At 72.0% G+C, this 22,869-nt stretch carries 26 protein-coding genes and 1 riboswitch; of the genes, 16 read left to right on the top strand and 10 right to left on the bottom strand.

All coding sequences use genetic code 11. The annotated features are described in order from the left end of the window. Positions 1-336: 336 nt before the first annotated feature. The gene (locus tag AA75_RS45100) at positions 337-492 is read left to right on the top strand and encodes a DUF3040 domain-containing protein (protein ID WP_082526197.1); all 156 of its coding nucleotides are present in this window, start codon (positions 337-339) and stop codon (positions 490-492) included. Positions 493-794: 302 nt separating this feature from the next. On the opposite strand, the gene AA75_RS02715 is transcribed toward AA75_RS45100, so the two are convergent. Then, a complete protein-coding gene (locus tag AA75_RS02715; protein ID WP_033818063.1) occupies positions 795-1,736 on the bottom strand; it encodes a polyphosphate kinase 2 family protein in 942 nt (313 codons plus the stop codon). Between the two features lie 411 nt (positions 1,737-2,147). Here AA75_RS02715 and AA75_RS02710 point away from each other — a divergent pair, with 411 nt between their 5' ends. Then, positions 2,148-2,525 carry a hypothetical protein gene (locus AA75_RS02710; protein WP_149037903.1) on the top strand — a complete coding sequence of 126 codons (378 nt, stop codon included), beginning with the start codon at positions 2,148-2,150 and terminating at the stop codon, positions 2,523-2,525. Positions 2,526-2,662: 137 nt separating this feature from the next. Here the strand turns inward: AA75_RS02710 and AA75_RS02705 are convergent, their stop codons facing one another. Continuing rightward, a complete protein-coding gene (locus AA75_RS02705; protein ID WP_033818061.1) occupies positions 2,663-3,136 on the bottom strand; it encodes an ArsI/CadI family heavy metal resistance metalloenzyme in 474 nt (157 codons plus the stop codon). 87 nt (positions 3,137-3,223) lie between these two features. Here AA75_RS02705 and AA75_RS02700 point away from each other — a divergent pair, with 87 nt between their 5' ends. From AA75_RS02700 to AA75_RS02660, 9 genes are all read left to right on the top strand, one after another. Further along, the gene (locus tag AA75_RS02700; RefSeq protein WP_033818060.1) at positions 3,224-3,625 is read left to right on the top strand and encodes a helix-turn-helix transcriptional regulator; all 402 of its coding nucleotides are present in this window, start codon (positions 3,224-3,226) and stop codon (positions 3,623-3,625) included. Positions 3,626-3,630: 5 nt separating this feature from the next. Next, positions 3,631-4,368 carry an MIP/aquaporin family protein gene (locus tag AA75_RS02695; RefSeq protein WP_233288891.1) on the top strand — a complete coding sequence of 246 codons (738 nt, stop codon included), beginning with the start codon at positions 3,631-3,633 and terminating at the stop codon, positions 4,366-4,368. 90 nt (positions 4,369-4,458) lie between these two features. After that, complete coding sequence (locus AA75_RS02690) at positions 4,459-4,878, top strand: arsenate reductase ArsC (RefSeq protein WP_033818071.1); 420 nt, start codon at positions 4,459-4,461, stop codon at positions 4,876-4,878. Between the two features lie 26 nt (positions 4,879-4,904). After that, positions 4,905-5,375, top strand: coding sequence for a GNAT family N-acetyltransferase (locus tag AA75_RS02685; protein ID WP_051811682.1), 471 nt, complete (start codon positions 4,905-4,907; stop codon positions 5,373-5,375). Positions 5,376-5,843: 468 nt separating this feature from the next. After that, positions 5,844-6,245, top strand: coding sequence for a YciI family protein (locus tag AA75_RS02680; RefSeq protein ID WP_033818057.1), 402 nt, complete (start codon positions 5,844-5,846; stop codon positions 6,243-6,245). Next, positions 6,242-7,522, top strand: a complete 1,281-nt coding sequence (locus AA75_RS02675) for an RNA polymerase sigma factor (RefSeq protein ID WP_051811676.1) — start codon at positions 6,242-6,244, stop codon at positions 7,520-7,522. The genes AA75_RS02680 and AA75_RS02675 overlap by 4 nt, the downstream gene beginning before the upstream one ends. A 451-nt stretch (positions 7,523-7,973) precedes the next feature. Then, positions 7,974-8,789, top strand: coding sequence for a hypothetical protein (locus AA75_RS02670; protein ID WP_033818056.1), 816 nt, complete (start codon positions 7,974-7,976; stop codon positions 8,787-8,789). Between the two features lie 124 nt (positions 8,790-8,913). Beyond that, positions 8,914-9,891 (top strand): GlxA family transcriptional regulator, encoded by a 978-nt coding sequence (locus tag AA75_RS02665; protein WP_033818055.1) that lies wholly within the window; start codon positions 8,914-8,916, stop codon positions 9,889-9,891. 109 nt (positions 9,892-10,000) lie between these two features. Continuing rightward, a complete protein-coding gene (locus AA75_RS02660) occupies positions 10,001-10,768 on the top strand; it encodes an MBL fold metallo-hydrolase (protein ID WP_033818054.1) in 768 nt (255 codons plus the stop codon). 585 nt (positions 10,769-11,353) lie between these two features. Here the strand turns inward: AA75_RS02660 and AA75_RS02655 are convergent. The 3 genes from AA75_RS02655 to AA75_RS02645 all read right to left on the bottom strand — a co-directional run bounded on the left by AA75_RS02655 (position 11,354) and on the right by AA75_RS02645 (position 12,955). Next, positions 11,354-11,788, bottom strand: a complete 435-nt coding sequence (locus tag AA75_RS02655; RefSeq protein ID WP_233288890.1) for an NUDIX hydrolase — start codon at positions 11,786-11,788, stop codon at positions 11,354-11,356. Further along, complete coding sequence (locus AA75_RS46960) at positions 11,785-12,288, bottom strand: DegT/DnrJ/EryC1/StrS family aminotransferase (protein ID WP_051811674.1); 504 nt, start codon at positions 12,286-12,288, stop codon at positions 11,785-11,787. Before AA75_RS46960 ends, AA75_RS02655 begins: the two co-directional genes overlap by 4 nt. A gap of 259 nt (positions 12,289-12,547) precedes the next feature. Continuing rightward, positions 12,548-12,955 carry a helix-turn-helix domain-containing protein gene (locus AA75_RS02645; RefSeq protein WP_033818053.1) on the bottom strand — a complete coding sequence of 136 codons (408 nt, stop codon included), beginning with the start codon at positions 12,953-12,955 and terminating at the stop codon, positions 12,548-12,550. 93 nt (positions 12,956-13,048) lie between these two features. Between AA75_RS02645 and AA75_RS02640 the strand changes: the two genes are divergently transcribed. The 3 genes from AA75_RS02640 to AA75_RS02630 all read left to right on the top strand — a co-directional run bounded on the left by AA75_RS02640 (position 13,049) and on the right by AA75_RS02630 (position 17,236). After that, the gene (locus tag AA75_RS02640) at positions 13,049-13,801 is read left to right on the top strand and encodes an SDR family NAD(P)-dependent oxidoreductase (protein WP_033818052.1); all 753 of its coding nucleotides are present in this window, start codon (positions 13,049-13,051) and stop codon (positions 13,799-13,801) included. Between the two features lie 228 nt (positions 13,802-14,029). Beyond that, positions 14,030-14,204: riboswitch (M-box (ykoK) riboswitch) on the top strand. Between the two features lie 312 nt (positions 14,205-14,516). Beyond that, entirely contained in the window at positions 14,517-15,884 is a 1,368-nt protein-coding gene (locus AA75_RS02635; protein WP_149037901.1) for a CBS domain-containing protein, read from the top strand. Then, a complete protein-coding gene (locus AA75_RS02630) occupies positions 15,881-17,236 on the top strand; it encodes an NRAMP family divalent metal transporter (RefSeq protein ID WP_233288889.1) in 1,356 nt (451 codons plus the stop codon). Before AA75_RS02635 ends, AA75_RS02630 begins: the two co-directional genes overlap by 4 nt. A 293-nt stretch (positions 17,237-17,529) precedes the next feature. Here the strand turns inward: AA75_RS02630 and AA75_RS02625 are convergent, their stop codons facing one another. The 3 genes from AA75_RS02625 to AA75_RS02615 all read right to left on the bottom strand — a co-directional run bounded on the left by AA75_RS02625 (position 17,530) and on the right by AA75_RS02615 (position 19,359). Continuing rightward, positions 17,530-17,976 (bottom strand): heme-binding protein, encoded by a 447-nt coding sequence (locus tag AA75_RS02625; protein WP_033818051.1) that lies wholly within the window; start codon positions 17,974-17,976, stop codon positions 17,530-17,532. Between the two features lie 65 nt (positions 17,977-18,041). Then, complete coding sequence (locus AA75_RS02620; protein WP_033818050.1) at positions 18,042-18,362, bottom strand: NIPSNAP family protein; 321 nt, start codon at positions 18,360-18,362, stop codon at positions 18,042-18,044. Positions 18,363-18,390: 28 nt separating this feature from the next. Then, the gene (locus tag AA75_RS02615) at positions 18,391-19,359 is read right to left on the bottom strand and encodes an NADP-dependent oxidoreductase (RefSeq protein WP_033818049.1); all 969 of its coding nucleotides are present in this window, start codon (positions 19,357-19,359) and stop codon (positions 18,391-18,393) included. A gap of 142 nt (positions 19,360-19,501) precedes the next feature. On the opposite strand from AA75_RS02615, the gene AA75_RS02610 reads away from it, so the two are divergent. Next, positions 19,502-19,879 carry a helix-turn-helix domain-containing protein gene (locus tag AA75_RS02610; protein WP_033818048.1) on the top strand — a complete coding sequence of 126 codons (378 nt, stop codon included), beginning with the start codon at positions 19,502-19,504 and terminating at the stop codon, positions 19,877-19,879. A 138-nt stretch (positions 19,880-20,017) separates the two neighbouring features. Here the strand turns inward: AA75_RS02610 and AA75_RS53395 are convergent, their stop codons facing one another. Then, positions 20,018-20,152 carry a hypothetical protein gene (locus AA75_RS53395; protein WP_255369490.1) on the bottom strand — a complete coding sequence of 45 codons (135 nt, stop codon included), beginning with the start codon at positions 20,150-20,152 and terminating at the stop codon, positions 20,018-20,020. Positions 20,153-20,202: 50 nt separating this feature from the next. Further along, entirely contained in the window at positions 20,203-20,334 is a 132-nt protein-coding gene (locus tag AA75_RS53390) for a hypothetical protein (protein WP_255369489.1), read from the bottom strand. 644 nt (positions 20,335-20,978) lie between these two features. On the opposite strand from AA75_RS53390, the gene AA75_RS02605 reads away from it, so the two are divergent. Next, a complete protein-coding gene (locus tag AA75_RS02605; RefSeq protein WP_033818047.1) occupies positions 20,979-22,484 on the top strand; it encodes a GMC family oxidoreductase in 1,506 nt (501 codons plus the stop codon). Positions 22,485-22,869 lie beyond the last annotated feature (385 nt).

The following is a 22,869-nucleotide window of genomic DNA, read 5'->3' as shown; positions in this document are numbered from 1 at the left end:
CGGTCCCGGGCCGGCTTCCGCGTCGGACCGGGCCGGGCCGCCGGTGGCCCTGGCGGCCACGAGGTCGACAGGCGGTTGCCGGTGCCGTTGCGGTCCTGCCCGCCAAGGTGGCGGCGCGTGCGGGCGAGGGGCCGGAAGCAGGATGCGGTCCGTCCTGGCGACGTTCCCCGGCCGGCCGAAGGGACGCCCGGTTGATCCCGTGCCGTGCCTGCGGCCGTCCCTTCGCCCCGGCGGAGGCGTACCGTAAGGGGTACCAGGGCGTTCCGTGTCCCGCCCGCCGCAAGCCGAACCTGCGGTGGAGCACGGCACCGTCCGGACGCCAGGAGGTGTCCCCGGATGACTCTCTCAACGCGCGATCAGCAGATCCTCGCCGAGATCGAGCGCGAGACCATCGCCCACGATCCACGCCTCGCCCGGCTCCTGTGCTCCTTCGGCCGACCTGCGTCCATCTGGCGACGAATCGCCGACGCCCTGAGACGCCCCAGGACGTAGCCGCGACGTCCGACGGGCGGCCGGCGAGCCTCTGCCAGAGCGTCTCGGCCTGGTGTTCTTTCGCCGCGTCCCCTTGGTGCAGGTGGCGGGCCGGTCCGAGCCCGGCGCGCGGACCTCGTGGGTCACCTCGCCGCGCAGCAGGTCCAGCGCCTCCCGGATGGTGCTGCCAGCCTGGCTGCGACCTCCTCGGGCGGCGTCGCGTACCAGGGCCGCACCCGGCCCGCACCCGACGGATCGGCCTGCGCCGTGATCTCCGCACCTCCGACAGTCCGTTCCTCCCGGCGGGTCCGCCCCCGCAGCGGTCAACCACGGTGCCCGGCCGCGTACGGGTCGCGGGCGGCGCCCTCGGGGGCCTCCTGCTCCAGCAGCCGCTTGGCGGCACGCAGTTCCTTGCGGGCCTTCTTCCCGACGGTCGGGTACCGGGGGTCGATCTCCATCAGTGTGTGGGCGAGCACCGCGGCGGCGCAGATCCGCGCGAACCACTTGCGATCGGCCGGCACCACGTACCACGGCGCCCACGGGGTGCTCGTGGCCGAGAGCATCTCGGAGAAGGCGTGCTGGTAGTCGTCCCACCGCTCGCGCTCGCGGAGGTCGGCCGCCGAGAACTTCCAGTTCTTCTCCGGCAGGTCGATCCGCTTCAGGAAACGGGTGCGCTGCTCCTCCTCGGAGAGGTTGAGGAAGACCTTCACGACCCTGAACCCGTTGTCGCAGAGATAGCGTTCCCAGTCGTTGATCTCCCGGTAGCGGCGCGCCCAGACGTCGTGCCCCTTCGCCTCCGCGGGCAGCCGCTGGCGGTCGAGGTTCTCGGGATGCACCCGCACCACGAGGACCTCCTCGTAGTGCGACCGGTTGAAGATCGCGATGTCCCCGCGGGCCGGCAGGCGCGACGCGTAGCGCCACAGGTAGTCGTGGTCGAGCTCCTCCGCGGACGGCACCTTGAAGCTGCTGACGTGCACGCCCTGCGGGTTGACCCCGCTCATCACATGGCGGATCGTCCCGTCCTTCCCGCCCGCGTCGATCGCCTGGAGGCAGAGCAGCACGCCGAAGGTGTCCTGGGCTGCCAGCCTCGCCTGGTACTCGGCGAGCAGGCCGACCCCGGTGCGCAGCAGCCCGGCTCCGTCCCGCTTCTTGATCCCGGCCTTGTAGCGGGGGTCGAAGTCACGGGCGAGATCCACCACTGAGCCCGGCTCCACCCGCAGCGGCTCGATGAACTTCGCGATCCGCCTGGCCTGCTTGTCCGACATCGCCGACGCCGCTTCCTCTCGGTCCGCGACGGCTGGGGCCGACCGCCCCGGCTCGTGCCCCCGCTGCGGTCCGGTCGGTTCCGGTACCCGGCGCGGGGTGGTCCCGCCGCGGCTTCGATCCGGCCCACCGTCCGGTGGACTTCGCCGCCTGCCAGCCTCCGTCCGGTCGGTGGGGCCGTCAATCCGCGCACCGCCGTCCGGGTGACCGGCCGCGCCGTGTGCGGGCTGTCGCCGCCGGAGCTGCTCGGCCCGGACCCGAGCGGTCGAGCGGGAGCGCACAGTGGGGGTCCCGTCGGTGGGCCAACGGCCTCCGGGCTCGCCTACCGGCGGTACCGGCACAGCTGTCCCGTGCCGGCTGGTTCGGCCCGGGCCGACGGTGCCTGTCGACCGGGCCGGGCGATACTTCCACGCATGAGAGTCAGATGCTTGGAGATCGTCCATCCCGACGGCGACTTCCCCGTCGCGGAGTTCGACGGGATCCGGGTGGGTGGCGTCTACCCGGTTCTGGAGATGGTCACCGACGACGACCAGTGCTACATCCGTGTGCTCGGCCCCGACTCGCCGGACCCCGGACTGGAATGGGACCCCGTCTCCTTCGAGACGGTGGACACCCGGATACCGCCCGGCTGGACCCTGACCATCGCCGGTGGCCGCACCCGCCTCACCGATGCCCGCTGGCAGCGCCCCGGCTTCTGGACCGACTACCACCGCGGCGACCCGCAGGCCCGGGCCGACTACGACAACGTGAGGCGCGAACTCCTCGCAGCCGGCCCGCCGCACGAGGACTGACCTGCTCGGGCCGGCTCGAAGGTAAGCCGTCACCCGACCTCAGCGGCGCGGCCGTCCGCCTCGTCGGCACGGCCGTGATGCCGTACGCCCCGCCCGGTCAAGGACCTGCCGCCCCGAAACGGGGGACGACCGTACTGTCAGCAGGCGCAGGCGCAGCCGGTGGCAGCCTTCCGCGCGGGTTCGACCGCCTGCTCGTCGGGGGTGCAGCAAGTGGCCGGTGCGGCAGGGGTCCTGCGCAGGGTGTCGGCGTCGGCCTTGACGACGTAGACCTCCCAGGGCTCCTGGCCGGGGCCGGTCACCCAGACCTTGTCCTGCAGCGCGTAGCAGCAGGAGGTGTCGTTCTCCTGGGAGGTGGCCAGGCCCGCGTCCTGGAGGCGGACGGCGGCGGCGGAGACCTGTCCGGCGTTCTCGACCTCGACGCCGAGGTGGTCGAGGCGGGTGGGCTGGTCGGGCTCGCCCTCGATGAGCACGAGCTTGAGCGGGGGTTCGGTGATGGCGAAGTTCGCGTAGCCGGGGCGAAGTTTGGCCGGCTCGGTGTCGAACAGCTTGGCGTAGAAGGCGATGGAGCCTTCGAGGTCGGCGACGCGCAGGGCGAGCTGAACACGGGACATGGCGTTCTCCTCGGTCCGAGGTTCTGTTTCGACATCTGTCGATACAGCGAGCTTGCTCTCCACTTAGATGACTGTCAACATAGATGCATGTCGAAATCTGAGCTGGTCGTCCTCGGGCAGGACGACGCGGTGGTGTGCTGCTCGCCGATGGTCCGCGAGCCGCTGGGGGAGGTGGCGGCCGCCGACCTGGCGCGGATGTTCAAGGCCCTGTCCGACCCGGTCCGGCTGCGACTGCTGTCGCTGATCGCCTCCCACGAGGGCGGCGAGGCGTGCGTCTGCGACCTGACCGGCCCCTTCGACGTCTCCCAGCCGACCATCTCCCACCACCTCAAGGTGCTGCGCGAGGCCGGCCTGGTCGGCTCCGAGCGCCGCGGGACCTGGGTCTACTACTGGGTCCTGCCTGCCGCTCTGGCCAAGCTGTCCGCCCTGCTCCAGGCCCCGACCGGCACCACCGCCGAGGCCCCCGCGGCCGTGGGGGGTGCCGGATGAGACCGATGGCGCCACTGGGCCGGCGGACGGCCGTCGAGTTCGTCGGCACCGGAGCGCTGGTCGCGATCGTGGTCGGCTCCGGTATCCAGGCCACCGAGCTGTCGAAGGACGTCGGCGTGCAGCTGCTCGCCAACTCACTGGCGACCGTGTTCGGCCTGGGCGTGCTGATCGTCCTGCTCGGCCCGGTCTCCGGCGCCCACTTCAACCCGGTCGTGACGCTGGCGGCATGGTGGACCGGGCGCCGCGACGGCGACGGTCCGACCCTGCGCGAGGCCGCCGCCTACCTGCCGGCGCAGGTCGCGGGGGCGATCGGCGGCGCCGTGCTGGCGAACGCGATGTTCGCCCGGCCACTCGTTCAATGGTCGGCCCATGACCGGTCGGCCCCGCACCTGTGGCTGGGCGAGGTCGTGGCGACCGCCGGCCTGGTCCTGCTGATCCTCGGCCTGGCCCGGACCGGGCGGGCGCACTTCGCGCCGGTCGCGGTGGCCTCCTACATCGGCGCGGCGTACTGGTTCACGTCCTCGACCAGTTTCGCCAACCCGGCCGTCACGATCGGCCGGGCCTTCACCGACAGCTTCGCCGGCATCGCCCCCGCCTCGGTCCTGCCGTTCCTCGCCGCCCAACTGGCCGGTCTGGCCGTCGGCCTCGTCCTGGTCGCCGTGCTGTTCGGCCGTCCCACGCCCGCCGCGGAGGACGTCGTCGTTCCGCACAGCGAGCACCGGGCCGCCGCCGCGGGCCGCTGACCGGCCCTCCCACAACTGCCGCCATCCGCCGACCGCCGTCATCCGCCGTCCCGACCGAGAAAGCATCCCGCCGTGAGCACTCCCGCCGACCTGCCCGTCCCCGCCGTCCCGTCCGTCCTGTTCGTCTGCGTCCACAACGCCGGCCGGTCCCAGATGGCCGCCGCCTTCCTCACCCACCTCGGCCAGGACCGGGTCGAGGTCCGCTCGGCCGGCTCCGCCCCCGCCGCCACGGTCAACCCGGCCGTGGTCGAGGCGATGCGCGAGGTCGGCATCGACGTCTCGGCCGAGGTGCCGAAGGTACTCACCGTCGAGGCGGTGCAGGCCTCCGACGTGGTGATCACCATGGGCTGCGGCGACGCCTGCCCGTACTTCCCCGGCAAGCGCTACCTGGACTGGCAGCTGGACGACCCGGCCGGCCAGGGCGTGGACGCCGTCCGGCCGATCCGTGACCGGATCGAGCAGCGCATCCGCGGCCTGCTGGACGAGCTCGGCGTCCGGGCGGCCGGGTGAGCGCCACCGGCGTGACCGTGGCCGCGATGCTCCCCGAGCACGCCGAGCAGGTACTGGCGATCTACCAGGCCGGGATCGACGGCGGCGACGCCACCTTCGAGAGCACCGCACCCACCTGGGAGGCGTTCGACGCCGCCCGGCTCCCCGCTCACCGCCTGGTCGCCCTCGGCGGCGGCCGGGTGCTGGGGTGGGCCGCGGTGGTCCCGGTCTCCGACCGGTGCGCGTACGCGGGCGTGGTCGAGCACTCCGTCTACGTCCGGACCGACGCCCGGGGGCGGGGCGTGGGGCTCGCCCTGCTGCAGGCCCTGCTGGCCTCCACCGACGCCGCCGGGATCTGGACCGTGCAGTCCGGGGTGTTCCCGGAGAACACGGCCAGCCTGGCCCTGCATGCCCGGGCCGGCTTCCGCGTGGTCGGCACCCGCGAGCGGCTCGGCCGGCACCTGGGCCGGTGGCGCGACGTCGTCCTCGTCGAACGCCGCAGCCCGGCTGTGGACTGAGCCGCGGTCAGGACCGGTCGAGGTGGGCCCCGGTGTGCTGTACCCGGGCGGTGTCGGCGCTCACGCCGGACCCGCGCCACCTGGACGGCGCCTGAAAAGCGGATGCCGCCGCAGGAAGTCTGGTCGGTGGGTGCCAGGGATGGTGCTGGCCGGGGCGGCCTCCGCGCGCGGCGGGCGGAGGCCGAAGAATCCCGGGGTGTCCCCGGAGAGGGGCCGACGAATCCCGGACCCCCAGGGACGCTCCGCTCCCCCGATGAGGTGGCGGCCTGCCGATTTGAGGCGGATCCGGCTGGTCGCGCCCTACGGAGGCTGATGAGGCTTCACGAGAACGGCCAGGCCTGCTCACTGTTCCCCTCATGGTTGACCGCGGCCCGAAGACGTGTTCCGGGCGATGTAGAGAACCGTGTGCCGACTCCGTTGAGGGAGCGAGTGCGCCACACTGGGCGCGCCGACGATCAAGGAGTGCAGATGCCGAAGTTCCTGCTGATGGTCAACCACGACGGTGGAGCGTTCGAGGAGCCGATGGACGAGTGGGCGCCCGGCGATGTCGCGGCGCATTTCGACTACTACGCCGCCCTGACGAAGGAACTGGTCGCGAGCGGGGAGATGGTGCAGTTCACCCCGCTGGCCGATCCGCGGCTGGCCCGGATCGTCCGCTCGGACGGCACCTCGGCCCCGGTGGTGACCGACGGTCCGTTCCCGGAGTCCAAGGAGGTGCTGGCCGGGTTCAACGTTGTCGACGTGGACTCCGAGGCCCGTGCCCTGGAGATCGCCGCCAGGATCTCGGCCGTGCCCGGCCCGGGCGGGCTCCCGACCCAGCAGCCGGTCGAGGTGCGCCAGGTGATGACCGACGCCGCGTTCGACCTGTGACCGACCGGCCCGTCGTCGTCGAGGACCTGCTGCGCTCGCTGGCGCCGCAGGTCCTCGGCGTGCTGACCCGGCGCACGGGCGACTTCGACGCGTGCGAGGACGCCCTCCAAGAGGCACTGATCGCCGCCGCCCGGCACTGGCCCGCCCAAGGCGTGCCGGAGAACCCCCACGGCTGGCTGCTGAAGACCGCCACCCGCCGCCACACCGACAGGATGCGCAGCGACGCGGCGCGGCGGCGGCGCGAGGAACGCACGGCGCGGGAACCGGCGCCAGGCCGGGCCCGGGTGGCCGACGACTCCTTGGCGCTGTTGTTCATGTGCTGCCATCCGGCGCTCACCCCGGCCTCTGCGATCGCCCTGACGCTACGGGCGGTCGGCGGCCTGACGACCGCCCAGATCGCGGCCGCCTACCTGGTGCCCGAGGCGACCATGGCGCAGCGCATCAGCCGGGCCAAGCAGCGCTTGAAGGCGTCCTCGACGGTGTTCGAGGTGCCGGTGCCGGGCGCACCGGACCGGCCCGGGCGGCTGCGGAACGTGCTGCACGTCCTGTACCTGATGTTCAACGAGGGCTACACCGCCTCCGGCGGGCCGGACCTGCACCGTGCCGATCTGTCCGGCGAGGCCGTCCGACTGACCCGCCAACTGCACGGGAGCCTGCCCGCCGAGGGCGAGGTGGCCGGTCTGCTGGCGCTGATGCTGCTGACCGAGGCCCGACGGCCCGCGCGCACCGGGCCGCACGGCGAGCTCGTCCCGCTCGACCTGCAGGACCGCGCCCGCTGGGACCACGTCCTGATCGCGGAAGGAGCGGCGCTGCTCATCGGCTCGTTCTCCGGCCGGGAGCGTCCGGGCGAGTACCGGGTGCTGGCGGCCATCGCCGCCGTCCACGACCAGGCCGCGCGCGCCGACGAGACCGACTGGCCGCAGATCCTCGGCCTGTACGGGCTTCTCGAACAGGTGGCACCCGGCCCGCTGGTCACGCTCAACCGGGCGGTCGCCGTGGCGATGGTCGACGGCCCTGCTGCTGCTCTGGCCCTGCTCGACCGGCTCGACGCCGACGGCGGGCTTCCCGAAGACCTCCACCGGGCGCATGCCGTACGGGCCCATCTCCTGGAGATGGCGGGAGAGACAGCGTCCGCGCTGAGCTACTACCGCTCAGCGGCCGCCCGGACCACCAACACGCCGGAGCAGCGATATCTGATCACCAGAGCCGCCCGGCTGGAGCGGCGCGCCCGGCCGACGACCGCCGGAGAGGCTCGGTGCCCTGGGGAACCGGGGTGAGCAGGTCCGGCCAAGGCGGTCGATCTCAGGTGCTGTGGTAGCCCGTTCGGTGGAACTTGCGATTCGATCGTGGTCGAAGTTGTGTTTCGCGGTCCGCCCGGAGAGACGGATCCGACCCATGAGCATCGGGCCGATCCCTTCGCTCGCCCGGAGCCGCCCGTGTCCACCTCTCCCAGCAGCCCGCCGCCGAACCGTGCCACGTGGGGACGGTCCCAGGTAGCCGCCGCGACGCTCGCTGCGGTCCCCTTCGTCCTCGCGGCCGTCGCCGCCGCCGGCATCGACAGACCCGCGCACGAGGCGATGCAGCACGGCGGCCGGCTCGCCGTCGTACTGACCTGCTCCGTCGTCGGCCTGGCCCTCGTGGCCTGGCTACTGCTGCGACCGATCCGCCAAACCCTCCTCCCTGGGCTGGTTCAGCGCCACCGTCAGCGCGCTGTGCCTGCTCGCCACCGTGTTCATCTGGGTCGCGGTCGCCGCCGACGACACCCTCACCGGCGCACCCGGCACCGTGGTCACCGACCAGGACGCCGGCACCTCCTACCTGCGCGACGACGGACGCGACGGGATGCAGCAGATCCCCACCGGCGTGATGATCCAGACGGCCCAGTTCACCGACGCCAACAACATCCGCCTCACCGGCTACCTCTGGCAACGACTTCCCGCCGGCGCCGACACCAAGACCCCTGCCGTGGACCTTCCCGCCGCCGTCGACGGCAGCGGCGTCGGCGAACAGGTCTTCCTCCACGCCAACAGCGACAACACCCAGACCGTCGGCTGGAAACTGCGCACCACCCTGCGCGAACAGTTCGACTACGGCCACTACCCCCTCGACCAGCAGGTCATCTGGGCGACGATGTGGCCCAAGACCCCCGGCACCGTCCTCGTCCCGGACTTCGCCGCCTACCCGCCCTGGGAACCGGAGCACAACCACGGCCTCTACTCCGGCATGGTCACCGGCGAGTGGCGCACCCACTTCACCACCTTCTCCATGGGAGAGTCCACGACCGGGACCACCTTCGGCCACACCGACGCCACCCCCGACTCCACCATCGCCGCACTGCACTTCGACGGAGGCCCGCAGCGACTTCGTGCGCAACCGCGGCGCGTACGCCGGGCCCCTGGACGGTTCTTGATGACCGCTCTGCTGCCTGCGCCGAGAGCGGCAGGCAGCAGAGGCCGCCTCGAGGAGCCTCGACTCGGCTGGGCTCGAATGGTCGCGGCGGACGGCGTGCTCAAGGATCGTCCGTACCGCGTATCCGCCGGGTGACTTCGCTGTCCGGGCGATGAGACGCGTGGCGAGGTCCCGGGCTCCGTGGGCGTCCGGGAGCGTGGCCGGATCTGCAATGACCTCGTCATTGCAGTCACCCTGCGCCGGGCCCCATGATCAGGCCATGCGCCAGTCGCCCCACCGAGTCGTCGTTGCCGCCTTCCCCGGCGTCGAGCTGCTGGACGTCACCGGACCGGCGGAGGTGTTCTCGGTAGCCACCCGTGCCGCCGGACCCGACCGGCCCGGCTACGTCGTACAGATCGCGACCGCCGACGGCGAACCGGTCGCGACCTCCAGCGGCGTGCGTCTGATGGCCGACCTCACCCTCGGCGCGGTGGACGGCCGGGTGGACACCCTGCTCGTGGCGGGCGCGATCGACCTGGTCGGCGGCGGAGTGGAGCCGGTGATCGACCTGGAAGTCACCGCCTGGCTCCGCACGGCGGCGCCCCGGGCAGGCCGGGTCGGGTCGATCTGCGCGGGTGCGCACCTGCTGGCCGCGGCGGGGCTGCTCGACGGCCGACCCGCCACCACCCACTGGCTGACCGCGGCCCGCCTGGCGGCCGAGCACCCGCAGGTCGCGGTCGATCCCGATCCGATTTTCATCCGCTCCGGGGCGGTGTGGACCTGCGCCGGCGTCACCTCGGGGATGGACATGGCGCTCGCGATGGTCGCCGAGGACCACGGCCACGCGCTCGCGCTGGCCACCGCCCGGATGATGGTCATGTACGTCAAACGCTCCGGCGGGCAGAGCCAGTTCAGCGTGCCGCTCTCCGTCCAGAGCGCCGGCGGTGACCGCATCGACGACCTGCGGGTGTGGATCGCCGAGCACCTGACCGAGGACCTCTCGGCCGAAGCCCTCGCCGCCAGGCTGCACTTGAGCGTGCGCCACTTCTCCCGCCTCTTCCGCCAACGCACCTCCACCACCCCGGCCGCCTACGTCGAGTCCGCCCGGCTGGAGGCCGCCCGCCGGCTGCTGGAGGAGACCGACCTCGGCCTCCCGGAGATCGCCGCCGCCAGCGGCCTCGGCTCCGTCGACACACTGCACCGCTCCTTCCAGCGACGCCTGGGCACCACCCCAGCCGAGTACCGCCGCCGCTTCTGAGCATCCGGGCGCGCTCCCACGTCCCGCCACCTGCCAAACCCACCGCCGCCCAGCGGCCCCCAGCCATGCCCGCACCAGCCGACGCACCACCCACACTCCGGAGCCCCTCATGTCCCGCACGAAGGTCATCCCGATCCCGGTCCTGGGCCGGCACGCCATCAACGCCTACCTGCTGGTCGGCCGACGGCCCGTCATCGTCGACGCCGGGATCCCCGGCAGCGGCCGGAAGATCTACGACCAGATCGCCGCACACGGCGTCGACCCCTCCGACGTCTCGCTGATCATCCTCACCCACGGCCACATCGACCACTTCGGCTCGGCCGCCGAACTGCACCGCCTCACCGGCGCACCCGTCGCCGGCCACGTCGCCGACCTCGGACCGTACCGCACCGGCCGGGTCCGCGAACCGTACCTGCCCACCGGCCCCATGGGCCGCCTCATGGACCGGAACAAGAACCTCCACGCCCAGGCCGAACCCGTCGAACCCGGCGTACTGATCAGCGGCGAGACGAGCCTGGAGGTCTTCGGGGTCGCCGGCCGCATCATGCCCACCCCCGGACACACCGCCGGATCGGTCTCCGTCCTGACCGACGAGGGCGACCTCGTCGCCGGCGACCTGATCGCCAACTCCTTCATGGGCCTGATCCCCGGCAAGCCCGCGAACCCGCCCTTCCACGACGACCCCCGGCAGAACCTCACCAGCCTGCGCGCGATGCTCGCCCTGGGCCCCACCGCCCTCCACGTCGGCCACGGCACCGCGCTCGAACCCGACCGGGTACGACGCTGGGCCGAGCGCGAGCACGACCGCCTGTCCCGACTGGAGTCCGCAGGCCGCCTCACCCACCGCACGCAGGACGCGGAAGAACCGTCCCGCTGAACAGGGCTGGGCGGCGGCGTCCTTCGGACCAGATGGCCACCTTGCCGAGCGCGGCGACTCGCTCTGCTACGGCGTCCCGGCGGGCAAGGCGCGGCCCGGGTGATCACTGGGCGCAGCGGGCGCGTCCGAACGGAGCCGGGTGGCAGCCGACACGGCACCGCCGGTCCCGGAGCCGGGCGTAGCCGCGTCCGTGGTACCGAGAACCGCGGCCACTGCAGGTGGAGGGCTCGGCTCGACTTCCCCGGAGGGACACCATGCCGAGGGTTCCGGACCGGGATCACCACGCGGGACCGTCAGCCCGAAGCCCCAGTCGACCTGCAACCAGAGCCCGGGCTGTTGGTGATCCAGCGCCGGCAAGTACAGCGAAGACCGGCCCGCCACCGCTCCTTCGCCGCCGCGGCCGCTCGGCGGGGCGTGCGCTCGTCCCCGGCGAAGCCGAGCAGCACCAAGCGCTCGTGCAAGTTGTCCGAGCGCCCGATGCACTGTGAACGTTCCATCCACTCCTCGCCCCTGGGCATGAACGGGTCGAGGAGCCGTGGTCGCAGGGTCGCCCTGGTGTGGCGGGCCCGCGACACTCGCACCACCTCAGCGGACGATCAGCTCGCGGACCGCGTCGCTGACCTCGGGCAGCTCGCCCGGGAGGGCCCACTGGTACGCGTCGTGTTCGGTGAGGATGACCGGTTCGGTCTTCTCCACGGTGCCGGCGAAGTTGAACTGGCGGGTGGTGGTGCCACGGCTGTTCCGGTAGTCGAAGTGTCCGATGTAGCCGGTGACCTGGTCGATGGCCAGGCCGGTCTCCTCGGCGGTCTCGCGGTGCAGGGCGTCCAGGATGGTCTCCCCGGGCTCGACCCTTCCGGAGGGGATCTCCCACAGTCCGCCCAGGTAGTCGTCGGGCTTGCGCCGTACGAGCAGGATCCGGTCGTGGTGGGTGATCACCGCGGCGGCCACGAAGCCGGTGATGCCGGCGGCTTCGGCGTCGGCCGCAAGGCCGGCCACGAACTCGGGGGAAATGACGGTCACAGCAGCTCCTTGTGATGGTCGCTGATCTTGATGGCCGCACGGACGTACTGGTCGGCCAGCTCCAGATCCTGCTCACGATGCCAGACCGGGAGTTTGATCGTGTGGGCGTGGGCGTGCTCGGCGACCGGGAAGTCCCCGGCGTTGTAGTGGCGGTGGGAGTGCGGGTGACCGGAGAACAGCACGGCCGGCTCCTGGTACAGCGGGAGCGTGTTCATGGGGCAGGTGGAGCCGGGCCGGTCGAACTCGGTGGCGCCCTCGGCGACCAGTGCCTGGTGGAACCTCTCGATCGGCAGCCCGCCGAGTTCGTCGGGTCGGTAGGTGAGCGTCAACCCGTACCAGGACGGAAGCACTCCTTCGGGCATCTCGCTGACCTCCAGGCCGGGTATCCGGGCCAGGTGGACGGTGAGATGGCGGGCGATCTCGGCCCGGCCGGCGAGGTGGGCGAGCTGGTCGTGGGCGATGGCTGCGGCGAGGGGGTGGATGCGGAGCGTGCGCAGCACTTCCGGCGCCGGATGCACTCCATCGAGCAGATCCGCCAACGGGCCACGGCCCGCGGCGAGAACCCCCCCCACCCCTGGAGCAGATCCTCGACCAGCTCGTCGCGCCGTTCTACCTGCGGGCGATCTTCGGCATCGACCCGCCGGCCACCGGCTACCCCGGGCTCCTCGTCGACCGACTGCTCGGCGGCGGGAGTATGGGCCCCGCCGGGAACTGACGCACTGTGGGCGCGCGACGGTCACCGCCGCGGGAGGTGCCGGGTCACCCGCGCGGTGGGCCCTGCTGGCTGTCGTAGTGCTCCTGGGCGGCGAGGAGTTCGCCGCCGTGCCGGCCGAACCACTGGATGAGTTCGGTCAGCGGCCCGGCCAGGCCGGTGCCGAGGTCGGTCAGGGAGTAGGTGACCTGGGGCGGGTTGGTGGGCGCGACCTGGCGGTCGACGAGCCCGGCCCGGGCCAGTGCCTTGAGGTTCTGGGACAGCATCTTCTGGCTGATGCCACCGACTCGCTGGTGCAGTTGCGCGAAGCGGTGCGGGCCGGCGACGAGGGCCGAGATGATCAGTGTCGCCCAGCGGCTCGTCGTCTGATCCATGATCGGCCGGAGCGCGCACTTCTTGTCGAAGGTGTCGTGGGCCAGGAGCCGGGCGGCCGTCGCGACCTGCTGGGTTTCCATCACAGCACGAGCTTACAAAAAAGTAGGTACTTCCTAATAGTAATTCGCGTTCCTACGGTGACTTCCGCAAGCATCAACGTTCGAGGAGCCACTGTGAGCAGCAACAACACCGCCCGTGCGGCGATCGTCACGGGCGCGTCGAAGGGCATCGGCGCGGGCATCGCCAAGGCCCTCGCCGGGACCGGCGCGGCCGTCGTGGTGAACTACCGGGAGGACGCCGAGGGCGCCGAGCGGGTCGTCGCGGGTATCACCGCCGCCGGCGGCCGGGCGATCGCGGTCCGGGCGGACGTGGCCCGCGGCGGCGACGTGCGCCGTCTGTTCGATCGGGCGCGCGAGGAGTACGGACCGGTCGACGTACTGGTGAACAACGCGGCCGTCGCCACCTTCGCACCGCTGTCGGACATCACCGAGAAGGAGTTCCAGCGCGAGATGACCACGAACCTGCTGGGGACGATCCTCACCACGCAGGCCCTGGCCGGGCAGGACGACATCGGCACCGCGTCGATCGTCAACGTCTCGACGGCCGGCACGCTCACCCACCCCCTGTACTCCTCGCTCTACGTCGCGTCCAAGAGCGCCGTCAACGCGTTCACCATCGTGGCGGCCAAGGAGCTCGGTCCGCGCGGCATCCGGGTCAACGCGATCATGCCCGGACCGTCGGACACCGAGGGCACCAGGGCCATGGGATTCCCCGGCTCGGCCCAGGAGGTACAGGCCGTCGCCGACACCCCGCTGGGCCGCACGGGCACCCCTGACGACTACGGCCCGCTGGTGGCCTTCCTGGCCTCCGACGACGCGCGCTGGATCACCGGGGACGTCATCCTCGCGTCCGGCGGCCTGCGCTGACGTCCCGTCCGTTCGGGCCACGGGACTCCACCGCGCACCTGCTGCCGGCGGGGCCCGTGGCCTGATCGGCGAACGCCGGCAGGAGCTGCGTGCGGCAGATGCGGATCGCGCCGGCAATCAGGCGCGCTGCAGGCGCGCGGCCGCCTCCCGCCGGGCAGGGACCGGTCAAGGTCAGGTCAAGGATTGGGTTGCCGGGGCGACCGGGGCCTATGCTGATGCCGGTTTGAACAGACACCTCGTTCGGTGAGGCGTCTTCACGGACACAGGCCACTGATCCCACCCGTCGAGAGACGCTCCGGATCAGGACAGGTCTCCCCGACCTAAGGGGTGACCCCAAGTGGCTTCCCCGATCGGCCGGGGACACGCCGTGGAGTGCCAAAGCTCTGACGAGTTGGGGTGTGCCGGGTCGTTCCCGGCTCTCACCTTGCCGCGCCGCCATGACATCGAGTCGTGGCCGGGACCGGAAGGAGGCGTGATGGACAGTAGTCCGGGCCATAGTCGGCCCTTCACCGTGTTGTCCTCGCCGTCCTTCAGCGACCCGCGGCAACCGCTCCTCCTCTGATCGCCGCGCACCCGGCGCTCTCCCCCACCGGCCCGTCCGGCGGGGGTGCGCCGCCGTGCTCCCGGGCACTCCACAGCCTGCGGCCGGAGGATGCAGTGGGCTGTCCCGGGCTGCCCGATGCCCCGTTCCGACCGGGGCGAGGGGGTGTTCCTCGTGGCTGCCACCACTCTGCTCATGTCCACCACGGCCCGGCTTCGCGACCGGCGGGCCGAGAGTTCGCGCCGCACCACCGCGACCCGCGCCGTCCGTGCCTCCCTGGTGTCCCTCGCCGGACTGATCGGCGGCCCGGTCACCAACCAGTCCGGCGAGGAGGTGGGCCGCGTCGTCGACGTCGTCGCCCGCCTCTACGGACCCGAGCCCTATCCGCCGGTCACCGGTCTGATCATCCGCATCGGACGCCGCCGGGCCTTCCTCGCCGCGAGCGCGATCGACACCGTCGGCGCCGGGCAGGTACGGCTGCGCACCGCCCGCGTCGACCTGCGCGACTACGCGCGGCGCCCCGGCGAGGTCCTGCTCGCCCGGGACGTGATGGACCACCAGCTCGTCGACGTCGACGGCATCCAGGTCACCCGCGCGGCCGACCTCTACCTGACGCCGCTGGCCGGGCGCACCGTCCTGGTCGGCGTGGACGTCTCGCTGCCGACCCTGCTGCGCCGCCTGGGCCCGCGCCGCTGGCAGGTCCGGCCCACCCCGGAACGCGTCCTGGACTGGCAGTCGGTGGCCCCGTTCGGCGAGCAGGCCACCCACGGGCCGGCCGAGGTGCAACTGCGCGCCTCCCGCTCCGCCCTGCACCGGCTGCGCCCGGCCGACCTCGCCGACATCCTCGAGGACCTCGGCCGCCACGAACGCCAGCAGTTGCTCGGCTGGCTGGAACCCGAGCAGGCCGCGGACGCCCTGGAGGAGATGGAGCCGGCCGAGCTGGAGAACCTGCTCCGCGAGGCGGCGCCCGAGCACGCCGCCCGGCTGGTCGACGAGATGGAACCGGACGAGGCCGCCGACGCCCTGCGCGACCTCGACCCGGGTGAGCGCGAAGCCCTGCTGACCCGCATGCCCGCCGATGAGGCGGCCGGACTGCGCACCCTGCTCACCCACCGGGAGGGCACCGCCGGTGGCGCGATGACCACCGTCCTGGTGACCGCCCGCCCCGACCGGACGATCGCCCAGGTGCGGGCGGAACTGGCCGCGCAGGCCGAGCACCGCACCGAGATCGACGCGGTCGCGGTCCTGGACGAGCACGGCCGGCTGGTCGGCGACATCCCGCTGTTCGACCTAGCGGTGGCCGAGGACACCGCACTGGTCGGCGACCTGGCGGAGTGGCTGGCGCAGTTCGCGCCGCCGGTCACCGTACGCCCGGACACTCGCCTGGCCGAGGCCGCCGACCACCTGGTCGCCGCCCGCGCCAGCTCCCTCCTCGTAATCGACGACGCCGGCCGCCCGCTCGGCCGGATCCTCGCCGACGACATCCTCGACGCACTGCTGCCCGAGCGCGGCCGCCTGCACTTCCGGAGGCTCCTCAAGTGACCCGCGACCTCACCACCCCGACCGTGCCCGCCACGGTGGCCACCTCCCCCGCCACCGCGCTCCCGGCTCCCTCCGCACCTACCGCACCCGGTGCACTTGCCGCACCTGCCGGCCGCCGTCGGGGATGGCGCCGCATCGCGGCCGTCGCCATGGTCGCCGGACCGGGTCTGGTGGCGGCGAACGCCGGGAACGACGCCGCCGGCATCGCCACGTACGCCAGTGCGGGCTCCCAGTTCACCTACGGCACGCTGTTCTTCATGGTGCTGGTCACCGTCGCGCTGGTGATGGTGCAGGAGATGGCGGTCCGGCTCGGCGCCCACACCGGCAAGGGCCTCGGCGCGCTGATCCGCGAGCAGTTCAGCCTCCGTCTGACCGCGCTCGCGGTCTTCTGCCTGCTGCTGGCCAACACCGGGCTGGTCGTCAGCGAGTTCGCCGGCATCGGCGCCGCGTTCGAGCTGCTCGGTGTCCCCAAGTGGGCGGTCATCCCGCCGGCCGCCGTCCTGCTGTGGTCGCTGGTGCTGTTCGGCTCCTACCGGTGGGCGGAGCGGATCTTCCTGATCATGTCGCTGGCGTTCTTCGCCTACCCGGTCGCCATGGTCCTCGGTAACCCCGACTGGGGGCAGGTCGGCGAACACCTGGCCGTCCCGCACCTGGAGCCCGGCCGGGACTTCATCCTGCTCGCCGTCGCCCTGATCGGAACCACCGTCAGCCCGTACATGCAGTTCTACGCCGCGGCCGGCGTGGTCGACCGCGGCGCCAAGCCCGCCGACTACAAGCTGATCCGCGCGGACGCCGTGCTCGGCGCGGTGTTCGCCTGCGTGATCAGCCTGACCATCATCATCGCCACCGCCTCCGCGATCGGCGGCAGCGGCCCGCTGGAATCCGCCGCCCAGGCCGCCGAAGCCCTGAAGCCGGTCGCCGGGCACGGCGCCGAGCTGCTGTTCGCCTTCGGCCTGATCGGCGCCTCCGCCCTGGCCGGCGCCGTCGTGCCGCTCTCCGCCAGCTACGCCGTCGGGGAGGCCGCCGGCGTGGAGCGGTCCGTCTCCCGCAGCTTCCGCGACGCCCCGCTGTTCCTCGGCCTGTTCACCGCCCAGATCGCGCTCGGCGCGATCGTCGCCCTCACCCCGGTGGACGTCATCCAGCTCCTGATCGGCACTCAGGTCCTCCAGGGCCTGATCAGCCCGATCGTCCTGGTCTACCTCCTCGTCCTCACCAACCGCCGCTCCGTCCTCGGCGACGCGGCCAACGGCCCCCGCTACCGCATCGCGGCCACCGCCGTGGTCGTCGGCGTCGCCGCGATGTCCACCATCCTGCTCGTCCAGACCGTCCTCGGCTGGCTCGGCCTCGCCTGACGAACGACTCCCCATCGCTGCACGGCACTTGGAACCAGCTCCCGGAAGACTTGCTCCCCCTGCGGCTCACCACTACGGCTGGGAGCAGGTGAACACCGAGTCCGACCGACCGCCCGGCTTCCTGGCCGCTCGGCCGACGCCCCGTCACCAGTTGTTCGGGGACCCGCCCGACCTGAGACGCACGATCCGGCCCGTCCCCGGCGGCCACCGCCCGCGCCGGCCGCGATTGCGATGCGGTCCGGTGCGGGAGCGGGTCCGGCCGTACTTCCGGGCGTTCGGGCCCGGCCGGGCGGTCAGCTGGTGGGTACCTCGAACCCGAGGGCGGCCAGGGCCTCTTCGGCGGCCTGCTGGTCCTGCTGGTAGCTGCCGCCGGAGATTCCGAGGCCTCCGACGCACCTGCCGTTGTCGATGATCGGGTAGCCGCCGCCGACCGCCATCAGGCGCGGGTGGCCGGCCAGCGGCGCGATGCCCGGATCGGCGAGGTAGCCGTTCCACGTGTGGGTGGGGGTGCGGAAGGAAGCTGCGGTCCAGGCCTTGTCGGCGGCGACCTCGGCGGTGAGGAAGGGCGCGTCATCGGCGCGGTCGAACGCCTTGAGGTGCCCGCCCGGGTCGGTGACGGCGACGGCCGCCGTGAAACCGATCCGGGCGGCAGCCGTGTGGACCGCTGTGATCAGTGCACCTGCTGCGGCCCGGGTGATCGAGGAGGTGGGGAACGACAGTGCGAGTGTGTCCGTGCTCATGAGTGGTTCCTTTACGGCTGTGCTGTTCGGGTGGCGCCGCTGCGGGCGCCCGTGGTGCGGGCCGGTCACTGCAGTGGTGAGACGGGGGTGGGGACCACGCGGGTGACAACGGTCCGCTCGGGGATCAGCAGGCCGTACACGACCGGGCCGATCTCGTTCCTCCAGCGGTCGTGCTGGTAGACGGCCGCAGACAGGGCCTCGCTCCGGGCCTCGTCCTCGAACCGGCGGATCCAGATGTAGCCGTCCTCGTCCTGGTCGTCGACGAAGGAGGCGGTCACGTCCATGCCCTTGGACGTCTGGAACGGGATGACCACGTCCTCCATGTAGCGCACCCACTCGTCGCGGCGTCCGGGCTGCGCCTGGTAGCGGCGGATCTCGTAGTACACGTGCGACTCCGATTTCTGCGTCGGGTGGTCAGTTGGTGAGGGTGAGGACGAGCTTGCCGCGGGTGCGCAGGTCCTCGCCGCGGGCGTGGGCGGCGCCGACCTGCTCCAGGGGGAAGGTTTCCGCCACCTCGACGGCGACCTCGCCGGCGTCGATCAGCCCGGCGATCGTGGTCAGCGCGGCACCGTCCGGCTCGACCAGGAACGGGGTCACCCGCACGCCCGCCGCCTCGGCGGCCTGTGCCAGCTCGGGCGACACTCCCTGCGGGATGGCGACCAGCAGGCCGCCGGGGCGCAGCACCTTCAGCGAGCGGGTGCTGGTCATGTCGTGGGCGTCGCCCACCAGGTCGATGACGACGTCGATGTCCTTGGCGGCGTCTTCGAAGCGGGTGCTGGTGTAGTCGATGCTCTCGTCGGCGCCGAGTTCCTTGAGCCAGGGGTGGCGTGCGGCACTGGCGGTGGCGATCACGTGGGCGCCGAGATGCCGGGCGAACTGGACTGCGAAGTGGCCGACCCCGCCGGCGGCGGCGGTGATCAGGACCCGCTGGCCGGCTTGCAGGTGAGCGGTGTCGACGATGGCCTGCCAGGCGGTCAGTGCGGCCAGCGGCACGGCGGCGGCGTGCACGTGGTCGAGGGTGGCGGGCTTGAGGGCGAACTGGCGGGCCGGGGCGGTCACGTACTCGGCGTAGGCGTTCGCGGCGCGCGGGAACCACGGCATGCCGTACACCTCGTCGTCGGCCTTCAGCGTGGTCACGCCGAAGCCGACCTCCTCCACCACCCCGGACACGTCCCAGCCGAGGGTGAACGGCGGCTCACCCAGCAGCCCGGCCATGCCGGAGCCGCCGCGGGTCTTCCAGTCCACCGGGTTGACCCCGGCCGCGTGCACCCGCACCAGCACCTCGGTGGGCAGTGGTACCGGGCGCGGGACCCGCTGGACGCGCAGCACCTCCGGACCGCCGAAACCGTCCTGGACCACCGAGCGCATCGTGTGCGTGGACATGCGTCATCTCCTGAAATGGCTTTCTGCGGAGGGCCCTTGGCGGCCCCCCGGTTTACGTCGCCGACGCTATCCCCGGGGACATAGTTACCATCAAGGTCCACTACTTCCCGATGGGAAGTGACCTGGTGAGAAGAGCGCGATCATGACGACCACCTGCCCCAGCGGCCAGCACTCGCACCACGACGTCTACGCCGCCCAGTGCCCCTGCCGGGCCCTGCTCGACCTGCTCGCCAACAAGTGGTCCGCACTGGCCATCGGCGCCCTCGAGGACGGGCCCCGGCGATTCGGCGAACTCCAGCGCAGACTGCAGGGCGTCAGCCCCAAGGTGCTCACCCAGACGCTGCGCCGCCTCGAGGACTTCGGCATCCTCGACCGCACCGTCTACCCCGCCGTCCCCCTGCACGTCGAGTACGCCCTCACCGCCCTCGGGCAGAGCGCCGCGATCCCGCTCAACGCGCTTCGGTCGTGGGTGGAGGAGAACATCGACCACGCCTCCCGGCCCGAACCGGTCGCGTCGTAGCGCGGCAGACAGTCCCGCGTCCCGGCACACGCGCGAACCCCGGCGCCGCGGCGTGCGGCACCGAGTGTGCTCCCGATGCGACGGCCCGTCCCGGGCAACGGAGGAGGGCGCGGCCCCCACTGGTCGACGGGCCATTGCTCACCGGACCAGTCCTGCCAGGTCGGCACCCGGGTTTGCCGAGGCCGAGTCCGGGGCCCGGGCCCGGGCCAGGGTGCGCTCGGCGCCAGCCCCGCACAGCACCAGCGCGGTCTGGGCGGCGGGGGTACCGGCCAACAGGCGCAGGTCCTCGAGTGCGGGGGCGGCGATGCGGTGGACGTCGTCGATCAGCAGACACCCGAGTTCTTGAAGGCGTCGGTGAGCGGACGGTCGGCCGCGCCTGTGCGGTTCGTCGGTGCGCCGGCCGGCGGGCCGAAGGCGGTGAGCAGCGCGGCGCGCAGCTGCGGGGCCGGCTTCACGGCGACTGCGCCTGATGGACGGGCGGGTGGCGGCGGCGCGGTCGGCTGCGGGGAACACGGTGATCCGGGGGCTCCCGCACTCCAAGGAGGAGGGGGCACGGGCGGCGAGAGGCTCGCGTGAGGTGGGCGCTTCAGCCCTGGGAAGGGACGCCACCTGCGGCAGGGCCAGAAGTCGGTCGGCGCGTACGGGCAGCCTGACCCGATGCTGGTGTGATGCCGACTGTCCCGCCACGCGCATGGCGCTGAGGTTCCGAACGAACGTCGCGGAGGTTCAAGTACCTGCCGTGTCGGTAATCCTAGGATTCAAGGGCAGAAGGGAAGCCCGGGCTGCTCCTGGACGGGTACGCACCAAGGACAAGAAACTCATGGAACAGGAGACGTCCAGCCGCATGGCCGTCATCGCAGACACCGGCGCCGACATGGCCATCTCCAAGGGGGCGCGCTCGCTGCTGATCCGCCGGTTTCATGCCTTCTGCGCGCCGAGCTCTGAGGCAGCCGAGCAAGGCACAGGGCCGACCTGTGGACAACCATCCCGACTCTTCGGCCACTTTAATACATGCACGTAATCAGCTTTTTGATCGTCGATGAGCCTTTTTACTGAAACCCGGTGGCCGGACCGCGCTGCCGTGGGAAGCGGAGACGTGATGGGCCAGAGTCCCTATGACTATGTCGTTGTGGGAGCGGGGACAGCCGGGTGCGTGATTGCCTCCCGGCTTTCGGAACGCCCCGGCGTGCGGGTGCTGTTGCTGGAGGCCGGAGCCCGGGACGCGACCGAGGCGATGGCATCTCCATGGGGGTTCCTGGGGTTCGACCCGTCATCCCTCTGGCTGGGCGCCTCGGCCGTGCAGGCCGGTACGGGCAGGGCCGCTGACGTGCTGCGCGGTAAGGCACTCGGCGGATCGTCGAGTATCAACGGCCTCTACCACCTGCGGGGGCACCGCTCCGGTTACGACGAATGGCCCGGGCTCGGTGCTCCGGGCTGGGGTTTCGACGATCTGCTGCCCTACTTCCGCCGCAGCGAGAGCACTCGCGGCCGTGATGCCTCCGTGCGGGGCACGGACGGGCCGGTCGTGGTCGCCCCGGTTCCGGAACCCCATCCCCTGGCCACGGCGGGTGTCGACGCCGCGGTGCAAGCCGGGTTCACACGCGCCGACGACATCGGCGGCGGCCTGGAGACCGGGTTCGGGTGGAGTGACATGAATCTGCCCGGCGGCGCCCGTCAGAGCGCGGCGGACGCCTACATCCGTCCGTTCCTCGACCGGCCGAACCTCGACGTCGTCACGGACGCGACCGTGCAGCGTCTGCGCATCACGGCGAGCCGCTGCACCGGCGTCGAGTACACCGTGGGTGGCGAGCACGTGTCCGCCGAGAGCGCCGAAGTCATCTTGACCGCGGGGGCCATCGGCTCCGCGCACCTCCTGATGCTGTCAGGGATCGGCCCGGCAGGACACCTCGGCGAACACGGCATCGACGTCGTCGCCGACCTGCCGGGAGTGGGATCCCATCTGCAGGACCATCCGATGGCGGGCGTGGTGTACGAGGCCGGCCGGCCCGTACCGTTCGTTCCTGCCAACCCGCCGGCCGAAATGATGGGCCTGTTGTACAGCGACCCCGCCGCGGCCCGGCCGGACCTTCAGGTCTACATCGTCGCCGCACCGCTCCCGTCGGCATGGGGCCGGCCGCCGGCCAACGGCTACTCCATCGCCTTCTCCGCGATGGCTCCGCACAGCAGCGGCACCGTGCGCCTGGCGGACGCCAATCCCGCCAGCGCTCCCCTCGTCGACCCCGGCTACCTGAGCGACGACCGCGACCTGGAGGTCATGCGCAGGGGCCTGGCAGTCGCACGCCGCATCGGGGAGGCCGACGCGTTCGCCGGCTGGCGCGAGCGGGAAGCGGTGCCGGGCGCCGTGACGAGCGGAGAATCCGTGGACGAGTTCCTCCGCAAGGCCACCGGCCCCTACTTCCACTTCACCGGCACCTGCCGGATGGGAACCGACGCCGATGCCGTCGTGGACCCTGCGACCCTTCGCGTCCACGGGATCGCCGGACTGCGGGTCGCCGATGCCTCGGCGATGCCGTCCATCCCCTCGGCCAACACCAACGCGACCGTCTACGCCATCGCCGAACGGGCCGCCGAACTGCTCGACTGAGCCTTCGTCCGCGCCCACGGCGCTTCTGCGACGCCCTTCATCCGCCGTCGTGCGCCGAATTCCGCCCGAACTCCGGCTCATCGCCGGGGCGTTGACATGCAGACACTCGGCCACCCTGACAACGTGCCCTGCTCCGGCAGCGTCGAGCGCCGGAGCAGGTTCCCATCCAATTGCATGCGAGTAATCCCAGCCGTACTTGACATGCATTTGAAGTTAACGACGAGGCTGCCTACCGTTGAGACGAACGCGCAGGAACGGCCGCACAGTTCGGCCCGATCAGCCTCATAGCCCCTATCTCATAAGGGAGTTCGCCCATGTCCGAATCGCTTCTCACCACTGACGTTGCCCTCTCCGACGCCGATCTGCTCGACCGCACCGCGGACGC

The sequence above is a fragment of the Kitasatospora sp. MBT63 genome (assembly GCF_000710465.2).
Classification (GTDB): Bacteria; Actinomycetota; Actinomycetes; order Streptomycetales; family Streptomycetaceae; genus Kitasatospora.
This window is presented reverse-complemented; position numbering and strand designations above follow the sequence as displayed.

What these genes read in the sequence shown, in the direction of transcription:
- AA75_RS45100 (WP_082526197.1), top strand. Translation starts at nt 337, where the DNA reads ATGACTCTCTCAACGCGCGATCAGCAGATCCTCGCCGAGATCGAGCGC.
- AA75_RS02715 (WP_033818063.1), bottom strand. Translation starts at nt 1,736, where the DNA reads ATGTCGGACAAGCAGGCCAGGCGGATCGCGAAGTTCATCGAGCCGCTG.
- AA75_RS02710 (WP_149037903.1), top strand. Translation starts at nt 2,148, where the DNA reads ATGAGAGTCAGATGCTTGGAGATCGTCCATCCCGACGGCGACTTCCCC.
- AA75_RS02705 (WP_033818061.1), bottom strand. Translation starts at nt 3,136, where the DNA reads ATGTCCCGTGTTCAGCTCGCCCTGCGCGTCGCCGACCTCGAAGGCTCC.
- AA75_RS02700 (WP_033818060.1), top strand. Translation starts at nt 3,224, where the DNA reads ATGTCGAAATCTGAGCTGGTCGTCCTCGGGCAGGACGACGCGGTGGTG.
- AA75_RS02695 (WP_233288891.1), top strand. Translation starts at nt 3,631, where the DNA reads ATGGCGCCACTGGGCCGGCGGACGGCCGTCGAGTTCGTCGGCACCGGA.
- AA75_RS02685 (WP_051811682.1), top strand. Translation starts at nt 4,905, where the DNA reads ATGCTCCCCGAGCACGCCGAGCAGGTACTGGCGATCTACCAGGCCGGG.
- AA75_RS02680 (WP_033818057.1), top strand. Translation starts at nt 5,844, where the DNA reads ATGCCGAAGTTCCTGCTGATGGTCAACCACGACGGTGGAGCGTTCGAG.
- AA75_RS02665 (WP_033818055.1), top strand. Translation starts at nt 8,914, where the DNA reads ATGCGCCAGTCGCCCCACCGAGTCGTCGTTGCCGCCTTCCCCGGCGTC.
- AA75_RS02660 (WP_033818054.1), top strand. Translation starts at nt 10,001, where the DNA reads ATGTCCCGCACGAAGGTCATCCCGATCCCGGTCCTGGGCCGGCACGCC.
- AA75_RS02645 (WP_033818053.1), bottom strand. Translation starts at nt 12,955, where the DNA reads ATGGAAACCCAGCAGGTCGCGACGGCCGCCCGGCTCCTGGCCCACGAC.
- AA75_RS02625 (WP_033818051.1), bottom strand. Translation starts at nt 17,976, where the DNA reads ATGAGCACGGACACACTCGCACTGTCGTTCCCCACCTCCTCGATCACC.
- AA75_RS02615 (WP_033818049.1), bottom strand. Translation starts at nt 19,359, where the DNA reads ATGTCCACGCACACGATGCGCTCGGTGGTCCAGGACGGTTTCGGCGGT.
- AA75_RS02610 (WP_033818048.1), top strand. Translation starts at nt 19,502, where the DNA reads ATGACGACCACCTGCCCCAGCGGCCAGCACTCGCACCACGACGTCTAC.
- AA75_RS02605 (WP_033818047.1), top strand. Translation starts at nt 20,979, where the DNA reads ATGGGCCAGAGTCCCTATGACTATGTCGTTGTGGGAGCGGGGACAGCC.